This is a genomic window from Embleya sp. NPDC055664, assembly GCF_053618075.1.
Window position 1 is genome coordinate 648,283 of record NZ_JBSHGZ010000001.1, and the last position, 19,585, is coordinate 667,867.

A 19,585-nucleotide genomic window follows, 5' to 3' on the forward strand; every position below is an offset into this window, starting at 1 on the left:
GGCCCGGCCTCGGGCCCCGCCCCCCGGGGGGTTATTTGTTGGGGGGGGGTTTAACCCCCCCGTTTGGTTGCCCCCGCCGGGGGCCCCCGGCTATGCGGGGGGGGCGGCCCTCGGCATGCCCCGACAGGGGTCGTTGCGGACCCCTTCCGCTATGGGGTCGGTAGGGGATCGACAGGGGTATTCGGGCGGGGCGCGCCGGACGAATCCTGAGGTCGTTCGGCGCACTCGTCGCCGTTCGGGATCGGACCGTTCGGCATGGGGGGCGACACTCCGCGATGATGACGACCAGTGAGAACACCGCCGGCGACCGCGATCGGCACGGTGCCGCGATCGCCGTCATCGGAACCGCCTGCCGGCTGCCGGGCGCCGCCGACCCCGCCGCGTTCTGGCGGCTCCTCGCGGACGGTGTGGACGCCGTCGGCGAGGCGAGCATCGAGCGCCGGCGCGGCGCGGACCTGCGGCCCGGGGGCTACCTGGACCGGGTGGACACCTTCGACGCGGCGTTCTTCGGCATCTCGCCACGCGAGGCCGACGCGATGGACCCGCACCAGCGGCTGGCCCTCGAACTCGGGTGGGAGGCCGCCGAAGACGCCGGCCTCCTGCCCGGATCCCTCGCGGGCACCCGGGCCGGAGTGTTCGTCGGCGCGATCGCCGGCGACTGGTCCACCGTGGTGCACCGGTACGGAACCGACGCGATCACCCGGCACACCTTCACGGGCGTCGCCCGCGCGCTGATCGCCAATCGCCTGTCCTGGGCCCTGGACCTGCACGGCCCGAGCCTGACCGTCGACACCGCGCAGTCCTCCTCGCTGGTCGCGGTACACCTGGCCTGCGAGAGCCTGCGCAGCGGCGAGTCCACCGTCGCGTTCGCCGGCGGCGTGCACCTGAACCTGGCGGCGGAGAGCACCGTCGCCGCGGAACGTTTCGGCGCGTTGTCCCCGGACCACCGCTCGTTCACCTTCGACGCCCGCGCCAACGGCTTCGTGCGTGGCGAGGGCGGCGCGGTCCTGCTGCTCAAACCGCTGGATCGGGCGCTGGCCGACGGCGACCCGATCCACGCGGTGATCCACGGCAGCGCGGTCACCAGCGACGGCGACACCGACGGCCTCACGGTGCCGGACGTCGGCGCCCAGACCGCCGTGCTGCGCCGCGCCGCGACCGCCGCCGGGGTGGCGCCCGACCGGATCCAGTACGTCGAACTGCACGGCACCGGCACCCGCGTCGGCGACCCGATCGAGGCCGCCGCGCTCGGCACCGCCTACGGCGCGGGCCGCACCGGCGCGGACCGGCTCGCGGTGGGCTCGGTGAAGACCAACATCGGTCACCTGGAGGGCGCTTCCGGCATCGTCGGACTGCTCAAGACGGTGCTCGGGATCCGCCGGCGCACGCTGCCCGCGAGCCTGCACCACACCACCGCGAACCCGGCGATCGACCAGGCCGCGAACGGACTGCGGGTGCAGACCGAAGCGGGACCGTGGCCGCACCCGGACCGGCCGCTGCTCGCGGGGGTCAGCTCGTTCGGGATGGGCGGTACGAACTGCCATGTGGTGGTGGGCGAGGCGCCCGCGGCGGTGGCCCCGGAGTCCGCGCCCGACGGCCCCCGCGCGCTCGTCGCCTCCGTCCTGCCGTGGCCGCTGTCCGCCCGCGACCCGCGCGCGTTGCCCGGCCAGGCCGGCCGGCTCGCGACGGTGGACGCCGCGCCCGAGGACGTCGCACTCACCCTCGCGGCCCACCGCACCGCATTCACCCACCGGGCCGTGCTCCTGGGCGAGGACGCGGCCGAACTCCGCGAAGCCGCCGCCGCGTCGGCCGCCGGTCTGCCCAGCGCCGGCGCGGTCACCGGCGTCGCCCACCCGCACACCTCCACCGTGTTCGTCTTCCCCGGCCAGGGCTCCCAGTGGATCGGCATGGCCCGGCAACTCCGCGCCGATTCAACGGTGTTCGCAGCACACCTGGACGCCTGCGCGGACGCGCTCGCGCCGCACGTCGACTGGTCGCCGCACGATGTTCTGCGGGACGTTCCCGGTGCGCCCGGGCTCGACCGCGTGGACGTCGTACAGCCCGCGCTGTTCGCCGTGATGGTCTCGCTGGCCCGCGTGTGGGAGGCGTTCGGCGTGCGCCCGGACGCGGTGATCGGCCACTCGCAGGGGGAGATCGCCGCCGCGCACATCGCCGGTGCGCTCACCCTGGCCGACGCCGCGCGTCTGGTGGCCCGGCGCAGCCGGCTCCTGGCCGGCCTCGCACCCGGTGGTGGCATGGCCTCCATACCGCTCCCGGCCGACGAGGTGCGCGCCGCACCGGCCGTACAGGCAGGTCGGATCGCGATCGCGGCGATCAACGGCCCCTCGTCCACCGTGGTCTCCGGCGACCGCGACGCGCTGGACACGCTGCTCGCCGACTACACCGAGGCCGGCGTCGACGTCCGGTCCATCCCGGTCGACTACGCCTCGCACTCGGCCCACGTGGAGCCGCTGCGCGTCGACCTGGCCCGCGAACTCGGCGCACTCGCACCGGTATCGAGCGACATCACGTTCTACTCCACGGTCACCGGCGGCCCGCTGGACACCGCCGGGCTCGACGCCGACTACTGGTACCGCAACCTGCGCGGCACCGTGCGCTTCGAGGATGCGGTGCGCGCCGCGCTCGCCGACGGCCGGCGCGGCTTCGTCGAGGCGAGCCCGCATCCCGTGCTGACCATGGGACTTCGGCAGATCCTCGACGGAGCCGGCACCGAGGATGCCGCAGCCGCGCTGACGGTGGGCACGCTGCGGCGCGACGACGGCGGGGCACGCCGACTGTTGACCTCGCTGGCCCAGGCGTACGTCCACGGCGCTCCCGTGGACTGGACCGCCGCGCTGCCGGCCGACGCCCGACGGACCGAACTGCCCACGTACGCCTTCCTGCCGACACCGCACTGGATCGCGGAACCGACGGCGGCGCCTCAGGACACGCCGGCGGGCGGGGCAGCCGGATCCGCGCGAGCCGACGGCCTCGGCGCCGGTAACACCCCAAGCCACAACGTCGGTTCGCACGGCGGCGACGGCCCCGGTCACGCCGCCCCCGACCCCCTCGTCCTCGTCCGCGCCACCGCCGCCGTCGTGCTCGGTCACGCCGGTCCCGGTGCGGTCGACCCCGATCGCACCTTCAAGGACCTCGGCTTCGACTCGGTCGGCGCGCTGGAATTCCGCGACCGGCTGGCCGCCGCGAGCGGGACCGTGCTGTCCGCCTCGCTGACGTTCGACCACCCGACCCCCCGGGCCGTCGCCGGCCATCTCGCGCACCGCACGGCCGGCACCGTGCCCGCGGATGCCGGCGGGCCCGGGGCCGGCCCGGCGACGCGGACACCCCCGAGGCGCTGTGGGACCTGCTCGCGACCGGCACCGACACCATCGGCCCGTTCCCGACCAACCGGGGCTGGGACCTCGACGCGCTCCACGACCCCGACCCCGAGCACGGCCGGCCCGGCACGACCTACGTACGCGCGGGCGGATTCCTCACCGCCGCCGACACCTTCGACGCGGGCTTCTTCGGGATCAGCCCGCGCGAGGCCGCCGCGATGGATCCGCAGCAGCGGCTGCTCCTGGAGACCGCGTGGGAGGTGGTCGAGCGGGCGGGCATCGCCCCGAGCACGCTGCGCGGCACCCGGGCGGGCGTCTTCGTCGGCACCATGCCGCAGGAGTACGGGCCGCGCCTGCACGAGGCATCCGAGGACCACGCCGGACACCTGCTCACCGGCGCGCTGACCAGCGTCGCGTCCGGGCGGCTCGCGTACACCCTCGGCCTGGAGGGCCCGGCGCTCACGATCGACACCGCGTGCTCGTCGTCCCTGGTCGCGCTGCACCTGGCGGCGCGTTCGTTGCGCGCGGGCGAGTGCACACTCGCGCTGGCCGGCGGCGTCACCGTGATGTCCACGCCCGGCATGTTCACCGAGTTCAGCAGGCAGCGCGGGCTCGCCCCCGACGGCCGCTGCAAGCCGTTCGCCGCCGCCGCCGACGGGACCGCGTGGGCCGAGGGCGCGGCCCTGGTCCTGCTCGAGCGCCGCTCCGACGCGCGCCGCAACGGGCATCCCGTACTCGCCGTGCTTCGGGGCAGCGCGATCAACCAGGACGGCGCGTCCAACGGGCTGACCGCGCCCAACGGGCCCGCGCAGCAGCGGGTGATCCGCGCCGCGCTGCACGACGCCGGGCTGAGCGCGGCAGAGGTCGACGCGGTCGAGGCGCACGGGACCGGCACCACCCTCGGCGACCCGATCGAGGCCGGGGCGCTGCTGGCCACGTACGGCGCGGACCGGCCGGCCGATCGACCGCTCCTCGTCGGCTCGGTCAAGTCCAACCTCGGACACACCCAGGCCGCCGCCGGCGTGACCGGCGTGATCGCGCTGATCGAGGCCATGCGGCACGGCGAACTGCCGCGCACGCTGCACCTGGACGCGCCGTCGCCGCACGTGGATTGGGCCCGAGGCGGGGTGCGCCTGCTTGCCGAGTCCACCCCCTGGCCCGACACCGACCGGCCGCGCCGCGCCGCGGTGTCCTCGTTCGGGATCAGCGGCACCAACGCGCACGTGATCCTGGAGCAGGCCCCGATCGAGGCGCCGCCGACCCCGGCGGTCCGGGACGACGCCGGGCCGTGGACGTTGTCCGCCGCGAGCCAGGACGCGCTGCCGGCCCAGGCCGCCCGACTGCGGACACACCTGGCCGAGCGTCCCGACCTCGCGCTCGGCGACCTGGCCATGGCCCTGGCCGGCACCCGGGACACCCTCGCGCACCGTGCGGTGATCACCGGGAACGGCCGGGACGACCTGCTGCGCGGGCTCGACGCGCTCGTCGACGGCCTCGACGCGGCCAACCTGATCGAGGGCGCCGCCCGCCCGAGCGCGCCGCTCGCCGTGCTGTTCAGCGGCCAGGGCAGCCAGCGCGTCGGCATGGGCCGCGAACTGTACGCGTCCGAACCGGTGTTCGCCCGCTCCCTGGACGAGACGCTGAAACACCTGGACGCGGCCCTCGAACGCCCGCTGCGCGACCTGCTGTTCGCGGAACCGGGTAGCGCCGAGGCCGCGTTGCTCGGCGAAACCGCGTACACCCAACCCGCGTTGTTCGCGATCGAGACCGCGCTGTACCACCTCGCCGAGGCGTACGGAGTGCGCGCCGACCACCTGATCGGCCATTCGATCGGCGAACTCACCGCGGCCCACATCGCCGGCGTCCTCGACCTCCCGGACGCCGCCGCCCTGGTCGTCGCCCGAGGCCGTCTGATGGGCCAACTGCCCGCCACCGGTGCGATGATCGCGCTCCAGGGCACCGAGGACGAGATCGCCGCACTGATCGCCGAACACCCCACCGAGGTCGGTATCGCGGCGGTGAACGGCCCCGACTCGGTGGTGATCTCGGGTACGGCCGACCTCGTCGAAGCGCTCGCCGACCGGTGGCGGGCCGCCGGCCGCAAGAGCAAACGACTCCGGGTGAGCCACGCGTTCCACTCCCCGCACATGGACGCCGTGCTGGACGAGTTCCGCGCGGTGGCGGCGGGCATACGCTTCGGCGCGCCGCGCATCCCGATCGTGTCCAACCTGACCGGGGACCTCGCCGACGCCGCCGAACTCGCCGATCCGAACTATTGGGTCCGGCACATCCGCGAAGCGGTGCGCTTCCGCGACGGCATCCGCCGGCTCGCCGATCTCGGCACCACCACCTTCCTCGAACTCGGCCCCGACGCCGTGCTGACCGCGCTCGCCCTGGCGAACCTGGACGACCCGTCGGCGGTCGTGGTCGCCGCGCTGCGTGCCGACCGCCCCGAACCGGCGACCTTCACCCACGCGCTGGCCCGGCTGCACGTCACCGGCACGCCCGTCGACTGGACCGCGACACCCCGCGACGGGCGCGAGGCCGGCCGGGTCGACCTGCCCACCTACGCGTTCCAACGTCGCCGGTACTGGCTGGACACCTCCCGGGCGAGCAGCGACCCCACCGCCGCCGGTCTCGACTCCAGCGAACACCCGTTCCTGGGCGCGGATCTGACCCGCGCGGACGGCTCCGGCCGGGTCTGGACCGGCACCCTGTCCACCAAGAACCGACCCTGGCTCGCCGACCACGCGGTCCAGGACACGGTCCTGCTGCCCGGCACCGCCTTCGTCGACCTCGCGCTGTACGCCGCCGAACGGACCGGCGCGGGCGGCATCGGCGAACTCGTGCTGGCCGCACCGCTGGTGCTGCCCGATGCGGAGCCGGTCCGGATCGAACTCGCCGTCGGCGCCGAACAGCCGGACGGCACCCGGGCGCTGACCGTACACTCGCGGGCCGCCGATACCGAGACCTGGACCCGACACGCCACCGGCCGGCTGGACCCGGCCCGGGACACGACCCCCGCATCGAACGACACCGCGTGGCCGCCGCCCGGGGCGAGCCCGATCGACGTCGACGACGTCTACGACCGCCTGGCCGCCCTGGGCTACCACTACGGCCCGGCCTTCCAGGGCCTGATCGCCGCCTGGCAGGACGGCGACGACCTGCTCGCCGAGGTGGAACTGCCCGAACGGGTCGAGGAGATCGGCCACCGAGTCCACCCCGCGCTGCTCGATGCCGCGCTGCACGCCGTGGTGGCACTGCTGCCCGGCGCCGACCCGGCCGCGCCCACTCGGCTGCCGTTCGCCTGGGCCGGCGCCACCGCGCACATCGACGGCGCCCGCGAACTGCGGGTCCGGATCAGTCCGATCGGCCCGGACACGATCGCCCTGACCGCCACCGACGACCAAGGCACGCCCGTCGTGACGATCGACCGGCTGACGCTGCGCGCGATCCCGGCGGACCGGCTCGCGACCCGACCGGGCTCCGACCCGGGATCGGGCCCGGACTCGGCCGCGGACTCCTGGTACCGGGTCGACTGGGTGCCCGTGCCCCCGGGCGAGTCGGCGGCGGAGCAGGGCGGTTGGGTCATCCTCGGCGAGCCCACCGACCCGCTCGGTCTCACCGCGCTCGCCGAAGCCGACGACCGGTCCGTCGTGTTCCACCCCGACCTCGACGCGCTGCGGGCCGCCTTGGCGGCCGGCGCGTCCCGACCGGCGCGCGTGCTGGTCCCGTTCGCCCGGCCGGTCCCGGAACTGGGCACCGTCGTGGCCACACACGCGGTCACCGAGCGGGCCGTAACGCTCCTCGGCGCATGGTTGGCCGACCCCGAACTCGGCGACATCCCACCGGTCCTGATCACCCGCGAGGCGATCGCCACCCACCCCGGCGAGGACGTGCGCGACCCGACCACCGCCGGTCTGTGGGGCCTGGTCCGGGCCGCCGCCGGCGAACACCCGGGCCGGTTGCGGGTGCTCGACCTGGACACCCATCCCGACTCGCTCGCCGCGCTGCCCGCCGCACTGGCCGGCCCCGAACCGCAACTCGCCCTGCGAGGCGGCGACATCCTCGCGCCGCGCCTGGCCAGGGTGCGCCCGGACGACGCGCTCGAACCACCGCGCGCCGACGAACCGTGGCGGCTCGACGTCACCGAACCGGGCACGATCGACAACGTTGCGATGTTGCCGGCCCCCGAGGCCGCCACGCCGTTGGCGCCCGGCCAGGTCCGGATCGCGCTGCGCGCCGCCGGGCTGAACTTCCGCGATGTACTGATCGCCCTCGGCGTCTACCCCGGCAGCGCCCGGATCGGCGCGGAGGGCGCCGGCCGCGTCCTCGAAGTCGCCCCGGACGTCACGGAACTCGCCGTCGGCGACCGGGTGATGGGCCTGCTGCCCGGTGTGCTCGGGTCCCGGGCCGTGGTCGACCACCGCCTGCTCACCCCGATTCCGACCGGATGGACGTACGCCCAGGCCGCCACCGTCCCCGTGGCGTTCCTGACCGCCTACCACGGCCTGGTCGAACTGGCCGGACTGCGCGCCGGGGAATCGGTCCTGGTACACGCCGCCACCGGTGGGGTCGGGACCGCCGCCGTACAACTCGCCCGCCACCTGGGCGCCGACGTCCACGGCACCGCGAGCCCGGCCAAGTGGCCCACGCTGCGCGCCCAGGGCCTGCCCGACGAGCGCATCGCCTCCTCCCGCACCCTCGACTTCGAGGACCGCTTCCGCGACACCACCGCCGGCCGGGGCGTCGACATCGTGCTCAACGCCCTCGCCCGCGAGTTCACCGACGCGTCCCTGCGCCTGCTGGCCCCCGGCGGCCGGTTCGTCGAACTGGGCAAGACCGACCCGCGCGACCCGGCCCAGGTGCGTGCCGCACACCCGGGGGTCGACTACCGGGCCTTCGACCTGCTGACCCTGGACCCCGCGCACATCGCCCGCATGTTGCGAGCCCTGGACCCGCTGTTCGCGACCGGCGCGCTCACCCCGCTCCCGGTCACCGCGTGGGACGCCCGACACGCGATACCGGCGCTGCGCCGGTTGAGCCAGGCCCGCCACACCGGCAAACTCGTCCTCACCATCGCGCCCACCCCCACCCCCTTCGACCCCGCCGGCACGGTGCTGATCACCGGCGGTACCGGCACCCTCGGTGCCCTCGCCGCCCGCCGCCTGGTCGCCGAACACGGCGCCCGACACCTGCTCCTGGTCGGCCGGCACGGGCCGGCCGCCCCCGGGGCGGCGGAACTGCGCGCCGAACTGGCCGCCGCCGGTGCCACGGTCGAGATCGCCGCATGCGACGTGGCCGACCCGACCGCCCTCGCCGAGCTGCTGGCCGGCATCCCGACCGCACACCCGCTGACCGCGATCGTGCACACCGCCGGTGTGGTCGCCGACGGCGCGCTCACCGGCACCGACCCCGATCGCCTGCACGCCGTACTGCGGCCCAAGGTCGACGCCGCCTGGCACCTGCACACGCTCACCGCCGACCTGGACCTGTCCGCCTTCGTGCTCTACTCCTCCGCCGTCGGCGTACTCGGCAACCCCGGGCAGAGCGCCTACGCCGCCGCCAACACCTTCCTCGATGCCCTCGCCCACCACCGGCACAGCCGCGGTCTGGCCGCCACCTCGATCGGCTGGGGCCACTGGGCCGAGGCCGGCGGCCTGGCCGCACACCTGACCGACGTGGACCGGCGCCGGCTCGCGGGCAGCGGCCTGGCCCCGATGCGCACCGACACCGCCCTCGACCTGCTCGACCGCGCCCTGGACACCCCGCTGCCCGCACCGATCGCGGCCCGGATCGACACCGGCACACTGCGCCCGGACGCGGCCGGCGGCGTACTCGCCGGCCTGACCCGCGCGGCCGGCCCGGCCCGGGTGCCCGCCCAACGCGGCGCCGGCCGGGGCAATCGCAAACCCGCCGTCGGCCTGCGTGATCGTCTCGCGGGTCGCCCGGTCGACGAACAGCGCCGCGAACTCCTGCTGTTCGTGCGCCAGACCGCCGCGGCCGTGCTCGGGCACGACGGGCCCGCCTCGATCGCACCCGAACGCGGCTTCCTGGAAGCCGAGTTCGACTCGCTCGGCGCGATCGAGCTGCGCAACCGGATCAACGCCGGCACCGGTCTGGACCTGCCCTCCACGCTGGCCTTCGACCACCCCACCCCGATCGCGCTGGCCGAGCACCTGCGCGACCTGCTCGCCCCGGCCCCGGCCGTCCCGGACGGCGGCCGACTGCTCGCCGAACTCGACCGCTGGCAACTGTCGTTGACCGACCTGCTCGATGCCGGAGCCGCTCCCGACGAGGGCTTTCGCACCGATGCGGTCGCCCGGCTGTACGAGCTGCTCGGCCGGCTCGGCGTCGACGCCCCGGAGGATCCGACCTCGGCGGTGATCGCCCGACTCGGCGCGGGCACCGACGACGAACTCTTCGACTTCATCGACAACGAACTCGGCATCTCCTGAGCCGCCGCAGCGCGTTCACCCAGGCAGGAGCAGGCCCGAGCACGCCCGAGCGGGCCCGCGTGGATCCACGCGGGCCGGCCCGGCACCCCGACGCGTACCACATCACGGCGAAGCCGCCGCACGGAAAAAGGCTGATACCCCATGGCGAACGAAGAGAAGCTGCGTGACTACCTGACCCGGGTGACCGCCGACCTGCACCAGGCCCGGCGCCGGTTGCGGGAGAACGAGGAGGCCCGCAACGAGCCGATCGCCGTGGTCGGCATCGGCTGCCGGTTGCCCGGGGGCGTGCACTCGGCGGCGGACCTGTGGCGGCTGGTGGCCGAGGGACGGGACGCGATCGGCGGCTTTCCCACCGACCGGGGCTGGGACCTGGACGGCCTCTACGACGCGGACCCGGACGCGGTCGGCAAGACGTACACCCGACAGGGCGGTTTCCTGCACGACGCCGCCGAGTTCGACGCCGCCTTCTTCGGCGTTTCGCCGCGCGAGGCGCTGGCCGCCGACCCGCAGCAGCGACTGCTCCTGGAGACCGCGTGGGAGGCGCTGGAGGACGCCGGGATCGACCCGGCGGCGGTCCGAGGCTCGGCCACCGGCGTCTTCGCCGGCGTGATCGCGCAGGAATACACGCCACGCCTGTACAAGTCCACGCCCGACCGGGTCGACGGCTACGTGTTGACCGGCAGCACCACCAGCGTCGCGTCGGGCCGGATCTCGTACACCTTCGGCTTCGAGGGTCCGGCGGTGACGGTGGACACCGCGTGCTCGTCGTCCCTGGTCGCGCTGCACCTGGCGGCACAGTCGTTGCGCTCGGGCGAGTGCGACCTCGCCCTCGCGGGCGGGGCCACGGTGATGGCCTCGCCCGGGATGTTCGTCGAGTTCGCCCGCCAGCGCGGACTGTCCGCCGACGGCCGCTGCAAGGCGTTCGCCGGCGCCGCCGACGGCACCGGCTGGGCGGAGGGCGTCGGCCTGCTCGTCCTGGAACGGCTCTCGGACGCCCGCCAGGCCGGCCACCGGGTGCTCGCGGTCCTCCGGGGCAGCGCGGTCAACCAGGACGGCACCAGCAGCCAACTCACCGCCCCCAACGGCCCGTCGCAGCAGCGGGTGATCCGCCGGGCACTCGCCAACGCCGGCCTGACCCCGGCCGACGTGGACGCGGTCGAGGCACACGGCACCGGCACCCGGCTCGGCGACCCGATCGAGGCCCAGGCCCTGCTGGCCACCTACGGCCGGGACCGCACGCCGGAACAGCCGCTGTGGCTGGGCTCGTTGAAATCCAACATCGGCCACGCCCAGGCCGCAGCAGGGGTGGCCGGGGTGATCAAGATGATCCAGGCGCTGCGCCACGGCGTGCTGCCCGAAACGTTGCACGTGGACGAGCCGACCTCGCATGTGGACTGGTCGTCGGGCGGAGTGCGGTTGTTGACCGAGGCCCGGCCGTGGCCGGAGGTGGATCGGCCTCGGCGCGCGGCGGTGTCGGCATTCGGGGTGAGCGGGACCAACGCACACGTGATCCTGGAACTGCCGGACGAGGACCGGGAGGTCGCCGAGTCGCCGACGACCGTGTCGGCGCCGTCGATTCCGTGGGTGCTCTCCGCCAAGTCGGTACCGGCGCTGCGCGCGCAGGCGACTCGACTGACCGACGTGCCCGGCGCGGCCGAGGTCGGCTTCGCACTCGTCTCTTCCCGTGCCGTCTTCGGCGAACGTGCCGTCGTCCTGGGCGCGGACCGTACGGAACTGGTCGCCGGCCTGAACGCGTTGGCCCGGGGCGAGCAGACCCCGACCGTGGTCACCGGCTCCGCCGGCGCACCCGGCCGCACCGTCTTCGTCTTCCCAGGCCAGGGCTCGCAGTGGACCGGCATGGCCGCCGACCTGTACGCCCAGGCACCGGTGTTCGCGGCCCGCTTCGACGAGTGCGCCAAGGCCGTCGAACCGCATCTGGACTGGTCGTTGGTCGACGTATTGACCGGTGTCGAGGGCGCGCCGTCGTTGGATCGGGTGGACGTCGTCCAGCCGGTGTTGTGGGCGGTGTTGGTGTCGCTGGCCGCGGTCTGGCGGGCGTACGGGGTCGTCCCGGACGCGCTCGTCGGGCACTCGCAGGGCGAGATCGCGGCGGCGGTGGTGGCCGGCGGGTTGTCCCTGGAGGACGGCGCCACGGTCGTCGCCCTGCGCAGCCGGGCGATCCTGGCCCTGTCCGGGCGGGGCGGGATGGCGTCGGTTGCGCTGCCCGAGCCGACGGTGCGGGAGCGGATCGCCGCGTGGGACGGGCGGATTTCGGTTGCGGCGGTGAATGGGCCCGGGCAGGTGGTGGTGTCCGGCGAACCCGATGCGTTGGCCGAGTTGGTGGCGGCCGTGACCGACGAGGGTGGTCGGGCGCGGTTGATTCCGGTGGATTACGCGTCGCATTCGGCGCAGGTGGAGGAGATCCGGGCGCGGATCGTCGCGGATCTGGCCGGGATCGCGCCGGTGTCCGGGACGGTCCCGGTGTGGTCGACGGTGACCGGCGACTGGCTGGACACCGCCGAGATGGACGGCGCGTACTGGGCGACCAACCTGCGCGAGACCGTGCGCTTCGCAGAAGCGGTACGCGGGCTGGCCGAGGCCGACCACGGTGTGTTCGTCGAGGTGAGCCCGCATCCCGTGCTGACCGCCGCGATCCAGGACACCCTGGAGGCGGCCGGCGCGGTCGACCCGGTCGTGGTCGGCACGCTGCGCCGGGAGCAGGGCGATCTGCTTCGGCTGCACACCTCGCTGGCGGAGGCGTTCGTGCGCGGGGTGCCGGTGGCCTGGGAGGCCGCGTTCGCGTTTGCCGAGGGCACCCTGCCGCGGGTCTCGCTGCCCACCTACGCCTTCCAGCGCGAGCGGTTCTGGCTGGACACAGGCGAGCACACCGAACCGGTCGAGGCCGCGGCGGACGCGGCCTTCTGGGAACTCGTCGAGGGTGGCGACCCGGCGGGGTTGTCGGCCGCCCTGGGGGACGTGGACGGGGATCTGGCCGAGCCGTTGGGCGCGGTACTCCCGGCCCTGTCGACCTGGTGGGAGCGCCGGCGGTCCGGCGCGGTGACCCAGTCCTGGCGACACCGGATCGTATGGCGTCCGGTAGCCGATCCGGGGCGGTCGCGGCCGGATGGGATCTGGCTGCTCGCGGTGCCGGACGACCCGGAAGCCGCGCCGTGGGCCACATGGTTCGGCGATGCGCTCGCGGCGGCCGGCGCCCGGGTGGTGCCGCTGGCGGTGGCCCGGGAGGACGCCGCTCGTGGAGTGCTGCGGGACCGGCTGACGGACGCGGTCGCGGCGGCGGGCGGACCCGTCGCCGGCATCGTGTCGCTGCTTGCCCTGGCCGAGGGCCCGGTGCCCGGCTTCGCCGCGGTGCCGTGGGGTGCGGCGGCCACCCTGGCGCTGGTCCAGGGCCTGGGGGACGCGGGTGTGGTCGCCCCGGTGTGGGCCGTGACCGGCGGTGCGGTGTCGATCGGCGCCGAGGACCCGGTGCGGGTGCCCGAACAGGCCCAGGTATGGGGCTTCGGCGGGATCGCCGCGGCCGAACTGCCCGAGCTGTGGGGCGGCTTGATCGACGTCCCGGAGCGGATCCCGACCGCGGCGGCGGCCGAGCGACTGGTCGCCGTGCTCTCCGGGGCCACGGGCGAGACGGAGATCGCGGTGCGCGACGCGGCGATCTGGGCGCGCAGGCTGGTCCGGGCCGCGCCGGACGCCGGCCCGGACCCGACGCCCTGGCAGCCCACCGGGACCGTGCTCGTCACCGGCGGCACCGGCGCGCTGGGCGGGCATGCGGCCCGCTGGGTGGCCGAACGCGGCGCGCCGCACGTGTTGTTGGTGAGCAGGTCCGGGGCCAACGCCCCGGGAGCGGCGGCGCTCGCGGCCGAGGTGGGCGCGTTCGGTGCCCGGGTCTCGTTCGCCGCGTGCGACGTCGGCGACCGTGCGGCGCTGGCCGACGTACTCGCCGCCATCCCGGCCGACCTGCCGCTGACCGCCGTCGTGCACACCGCCGCGGTGCTCGACGACGCGGTTATCGCCGATCTGACCCTCGATCAACTCGACCGCGTGTTGCGGGTCAAGGTGGATGGTGCCCGACACCTGGACGAACTCACCGGTGATCTCGACCTGTCCGCGTTTGTACTGTTCTCCTCGCTCGCGGGCATCTGCGGCGTGCCGGGACAGGGCAACTACGCGCCGGGCAACGCCTATCTGGACGCGCTGGCGGCCCGCCGCCGGGCCGCCGGACTGCCCGCGACGGCCATCTCGTGGGGCCACTGGGCCGGTGGCGGCATCGCCGCACCCGAGGTGGAGGAACGGCTCGGGCGCCAGGGATTGCGGATGCTCGATCCCGAACTCGCCATCCGGGTGCTGGGCCGGATTCTCGACGCCGGCGACAGCCACCTGACGGTCTGCGACATCGACTGGGACGTGCTGTTCCGCGACCGCCGCGCCCCTCTGGTCACCGAACTGCTCGACGGGACCGGCGGCGCCACCACCGGTGCCCGCCCGGCCGCGCTCGACGCCCCCTCCGCCGACGGCTTCGCCGCCCGACTCGCCGCGCTCGCCGCGGCCGACCGCCCGCGCTTCCTCGTGGAGGCGGTGCGGGCCCAGGCAGCCGTCGTCCAGGGGCACGCGAGCCCCGCCGCGGTGGACGCCGCGAAGCCCTTCCGGGATCAGGGATTCGACTCGCTGACCTCGGTGGAACTGCGCAATCGACTGTCCGCCGAGACGGGTCTGAAGTTGCCCGCGACGCTGGTCTTCGACTACCCGACCCCGAACGCGCTCGCCGAGTTCCTGCGCGGCGAACTGCTGGGTGAGGTCGAGGCGGCGGACGTGGTCGGGACGGCCTCCGGGGTGGACACCACCGACGATCCCGTGGTGATCGTCGGGATGGCCTGCCGGTTGCCCGGCGGGGTGGCCTCGCCCGCCGATCTGTGGCGCCTGGTGACGGCCGGGACGGACGCGGTGGGCGGGCTGCCCACCGACCGCGGCTGGGACGTCGAGGGGCTCTACGACCCCGATCCGGACCGGGTCGGCACGTCGTACACCCGCAACGGTGCCTTCCTGCCGGAGGCGACCGAGTTCGACGGCGCCTTCTTCGGCATCTCGCCGCGCGAGGCGCTGGCGATGGACCCGCAGCAGCGGCTGCTCCTGGAGACCTCGTGGGAGGCGCTGGAGCGGGCCGGGATCGACCCGGACACGCTGCGCGGCAGTCGGACCGGGGTGTTCGCCGGGTTGGCCGGCCAGGACTACCTGCGCGACCTGACCGCGACCCCGGAGGGCCTGGAGGGCTACCTGGGCACCGGCAACGCGGGCAGCGTCGCCTCGGGCCGCATCTCGTACACGCTCGGCTTCGAGGGTCCGGCGGTGACGGTGGACACCGCGTGCTCGTCGTCGCTGGTCGCGCTGCACCTGGCGGCCCAGTCGCTGCGCTCGGGCGAGAGCGATCTGGCGCTGGCCGGCGGGGTCGCGGTGATGGCCTCGCCGAACATGCTCGTCGAATTCTCCCGGCAGCGCGCCCTGTCCGTCGACGGCAGGTGCAAGGCGTTCGCCGGAGCGGCCGACGGCACGGGCTGGGCCGAGGGTGTCGGGCTCGTGGTGTTGCAGCGCTTGTCGGACGCGCGGCGCGAGGGTCGCCGGGTGCTCGCCGTGCTGCGTGGTTCGGCGGTGAACCAGGACGGCGCGTCGAACGGGTTGACGGCGCCGAACGGCCCGTCGCAGCAGCGGGTGATCCGCGCGGCGCTGGCCAACGCCGGGTTGTCCGCCGGTGAGGTGGACGTGGTGGAGGCGCACGGGACCGGGACGACGCTGGGTGATCCGATCGAGGCACAGGCGTTGTTGGCTACTTACGGCCGGGGTCGGGACGCGGACCGGCCGTTGTGGCTGGGCTCGTTGAAGTCCAACATCGGCCACGCCCAGGCCGCCGCCGGGGTGGCCGGTGTGATCAAGATGGTGGAGGCCCTGCGGCACGGCGTGTTGCCGAAGACGCTGCACGTGGACGAGCCGACGCCGCACGTGGACTGGTCCTCGGGTGGGGTGCGACTGCTGACCGAGGCTCGTGCCTGGCCCGAGGTGGATCGGCCCCGGCGGGCGGCGGTGTCCGCCTTCGGGGTGAGCGGGACCAACGCGCACGTGATCCTCGAACCGGCCCCGCCGGAGCGCGAGCCGGCCGACGAACGACCTTCCCTCGACGATGTGTTTCCGTGGGTGTTGTCGGCCCGGACACCGGACGCGCTGCGCGCGCAGGCCGCCCGGGCGCGGGGCGTACTCGACGAGAACCCCGTGGATGTGGCGTTCTCGCTGGTCGCCTCGCGGGCGTTGTTCGCGGAGCGCGCGGTACTGGTCGGCGCGGCGGATCGGGCGGCGAGCCTGGAGGCACTGGCACGCGGTGATCGCCCGGCGGGCGTGGTGAGCGGGACGGCCGGGCCGGTCGGCAAGACCGTGTTCGTCTTCCCGGGGCAGGGCTCGCAGTGGGCCGGTATGGCGGCGGAACTCTACGGCGAGTCACCCGTGTTCGCGGCGCGGTTCGAGGAGTGCGCGACCGCACTCGCCGAGTTCGTCGACTGGTCGCCGGTGGAGGTGTTGACCGGGGTCGAGGGTGCGCCGTCGTTGGATCGGGTGGATGTGGTCCAGCCGGTGCTGTGGGCGGTGTTGGTGTCGCTGGCCGCGGTCTGGCGGGCGTACGGGGTCGTCCCGGACGCGCTCGTGGGGCACTCCCAGGGGGAGATCGCGGCGGCGGTGGTGGCCGGCGGGTTGTCGCTGCGCGACGGTGCGCGGGTGGTGGCGCTGCGGAGTCGGGCGATCGTGGCGCTGTCCGGTCGGGGCGGGATGGCCTCGGTGGCGGAGCCGCTCGTGGCGGTGCGCGAGCGCATCGCGGCCTGGGACGGACGGATCGCGGTCGCGGCGGTGAACGGCCCCGGGCAGGTGGTGGTTTCCGGCGACCCCGACGCGTTGGCCGAGTTGGTGTCGGCGGTGACCGCGGCGGACGGCCGGGCCCGGCTGATACCGGTGGACTACGCGTCGCATTCGGCGCAGGTGGAGGAGATACGCGCCCGGATCGTCGACGATCTGGCCGGGATAGCGCCGGTTTCCGGGACGATTCCGGTCTGGTCGACGGTCACCGGGGAGTGGCTGGACACCGCGGAGATGGACGGCGCGTACTGGGCGACCAACCTGCGCGAGACCGTGCGCTTCGAGGAGGCGATTCGGGGTCTGGCCGGCACCGGGCACGGGGTGTTCGTCGAGGCGAGTCCACACCCCGTGCTGACCGCCGCGATCGAGGCCACGCTCGACGAGGTCGGCGTGGAACACCCCGTCGTGGTCGGCACGTTGCGGCGCGACCAGGGTGGCGCGGAGCGCCTGTACACCTCGCTTGCCGAGGCGTTCGTGCGCGGGGTCGCGGTGGATTGGACGGCCGGCTTCGCCGGGGTTGGGGCGCGGCTCGTCGAGCTGCCCACCTACCCGTTCGAGCGCAGGCGGTATTGGATTCGGGACACCGAACAGGGGGCCTCGACGACCGGTTCCGGGTCGGCTTCGACGGCGTCGATCGACGCCGCGTTCTGGGACCTGGTGGAGCGTGGCGACGGGGCCGAGCTGGCCGCGGCCCTCGGGGCGGACGCCTCGGCGGAGTCGTTGGGCGAGGTATTGCCCGCGTTGTCGTCGTGGTGGGACCGGCGGCGCTCGGACGCCACGATCGACGCGTGGCGGCACCGCATCGTCTGGCGCCCGGTCGGCGGCACCGCGTCCGGCAGGCTCGCCGGTACCTGGCTGCTCCTGGCCCCGGAGGGGGAGGCCGCGACGGCGTGGGCGGATTTCCTGACGGCGGTCCTGACGGCCGCGGGCGCCCGGGTGGAGCCGATCCCGGTGGCGCGTGGGGCGGGTGAACGGGCCGCGCTGCGGGACCTGGTGACGGGACCGCGCGGGCCGATCGCCGGCGTGCTCTCGTTGTTGGCACTGGCCGATGGCACGGCGCCCGGGTTCGACGCGGTGCCGTGGGGTTCGGCGGCCACCGTGGCACTGGTGCAGGCGCTGGACGACGCCGGGGTGTCGGCGCCGCTGTGGGTGGCGACCGACGGTGCGGTGTCCGTCGAGGCGGGGGATCCGGTACGGGTGCCCGAGCAGGCGCAGGTGTGGGGCTTCGGCGGGGTCGTCGCGGCGGAGAGTCCCGGGTCGTGGGGCGGCCTGATCGACCTGCCGGGCGAGTACCCGACCGGGGATGCCACGGCACCGGTGTGGACCCGACTGACGGCCGTGCTGGCCGGGGCGGCGGACGAGAAGGAGGTGGCGGTACGGGCGAGCGGGCTTCGGGGCCGCCGACTCGTGCGTGCGGCGCTCGGCGCGACACGGCCGGCCGCGACCTGGCGGCCGTCCGGCACGGTGTTGATCACCGGGGGCACCGGCGCGCTCGGCGGACACGTGGCCCGCTGGGTGGCCGAACGCGGCGCGGAGCATGTGCTGTTGGTCAGCCGCAGCGGAGCGGACGCGCCCGGCGCGGAGCGGCTCGCGCAGGAGATCACCGCGCTCGGCGCCGAGGTCTCGTTCGCCGCGTGCGACGTGGCCGATCGAGCCGCGCTGTCGACCGTACTGGACCGGGTCCCGGAAGCGTTCCCGCTGACCGCGGTGCTGCACGCGGCGGCGATCCTGGACGACGCGGTGATCGGGGACCTGACTCCAAAGCAGCAGCAGCGGGTGTCGCGGGTCAAGGTGGACGGCGCCCGGCACCTGGACGAACTCACCCGTGATCTCGACCTGTCGGCATTCGTGCTGTTCTCCTCGGTGGCCGGCATCTGCGGGGTGGCCGGGCAGGGCAACTACGCGCCGGGCAACGCCTATCTGGACGCGTTGGCGGCCCGCCGCCGGCAGGCCGGGAAGGTCGCCACCTCGGTGTCGTGGGGACACTGGGCCGGCGGCGGGATCGCCGCGCCGGAGATCGAGGAACGACTGGGCCGACAGGGCCTGACCATGCTCGACCCGGCCCGCGCGGTGCAAGCGCTCGGACACGTCCTCGACGCCGACGAGAGCCACCTGACGGTCTGCGACATCGACTGGGACGTGCTGTTCCGGGATCGGGCGCACCCGCTGGTCGCCGAGCTGCTTCGGGCGCCGGCCGCCGGATCGGCCACGACGCACGGTGCCGCCGGTGCCGACACGCCCGCGAGCAGGCTGACCGCGCTGCTCGCCGAACTCCCCGAGGAGCAGCGCCGCCCGCATCTGGTCGACCTGGTCCGGACCCAGGCGGCGATCGTGCACGGGCACGCCTCGGCCGCCTCGGTCGAGGCCAAAAAGCCGTTCCGGGACCAGGGATTCGATTCACTGACCGCTGTCGAACTGCGCAATCGGCTGACCGCCGAGACCGGTCTGAAGTTGCCCGCGACGCTGGTCTTCGACCACCCGACCCCGAATGCGCTCGCCGAGTTCCTGCGCGGCGAACTCGTGCCGCGGACCGTCGCGGACGCCGAGACCGTGCGGGTCGAGATCGACCGTCTGGAGGCGCTGCTCGCGCACGCGGCCGGCGACCCGGCCGAACACGCGGCCTCGGCCGCGCGGTTGACCACGATCGCCGCCCGCTGGGCCGCCGCCGCGGTGCCCGGCACCGGGCCCGAAGGCCCGGAAGTCGGCGCGATCGACGAGGAGATCGACGCGGCCACCGACGCCGAACTCATCGAATTCATCGGCAAGCAGTTCGGCATCTCCTGATCCGCCGGCATTCCCCGACCCGCCGGTAGCTCCCGACCGGCCGGTCCACGCGAAAGGCACAACCACCATGAGCGACCAGCAGATCCGCCACCTGCTCAAGCG

At 74.7% G+C, this 19,585-nt stretch carries 1 protein-coding gene and 2 pseudogenes; all 3 read left to right on the forward strand.

What is annotated here, in order from left to right:
- Nucleotides 1-278 precede the first annotated feature (278 nt).
- A pseudogene (locus ACWGR4_RS02745) lies at nucleotides 279-6,781 on the forward strand (type I polyketide synthase); the annotation flags it as partial.
- 327 nt (nucleotides 6,782-7,108) lie between these two features.
- A pseudogene (locus tag ACWGR4_RS02750) lies at nucleotides 7,109-9,796 on the forward strand (SDR family NAD(P)-dependent oxidoreductase); the annotation flags it as partial.
- Between the two features lie 141 nt (nucleotides 9,797-9,937).
- Nucleotides 9,938-19,483, forward strand: coding sequence for a type I polyketide synthase (locus ACWGR4_RS02755; RefSeq protein ID WP_452130259.1), 9,546 nt, complete (start codon nucleotides 9,938-9,940; stop codon nucleotides 19,481-19,483).
- Nucleotides 19,484-19,585 lie beyond the last annotated feature (102 nt).

Excerpts from the sequence above, each read along its gene's own strand:
- ACWGR4_RS02755 (WP_452130259.1), top strand. The coding sequence starts at position 9,938 with ATGGCGAACGAAGAGAAGCTGCGTGACTACCTGACCCGGGTGACCGCC.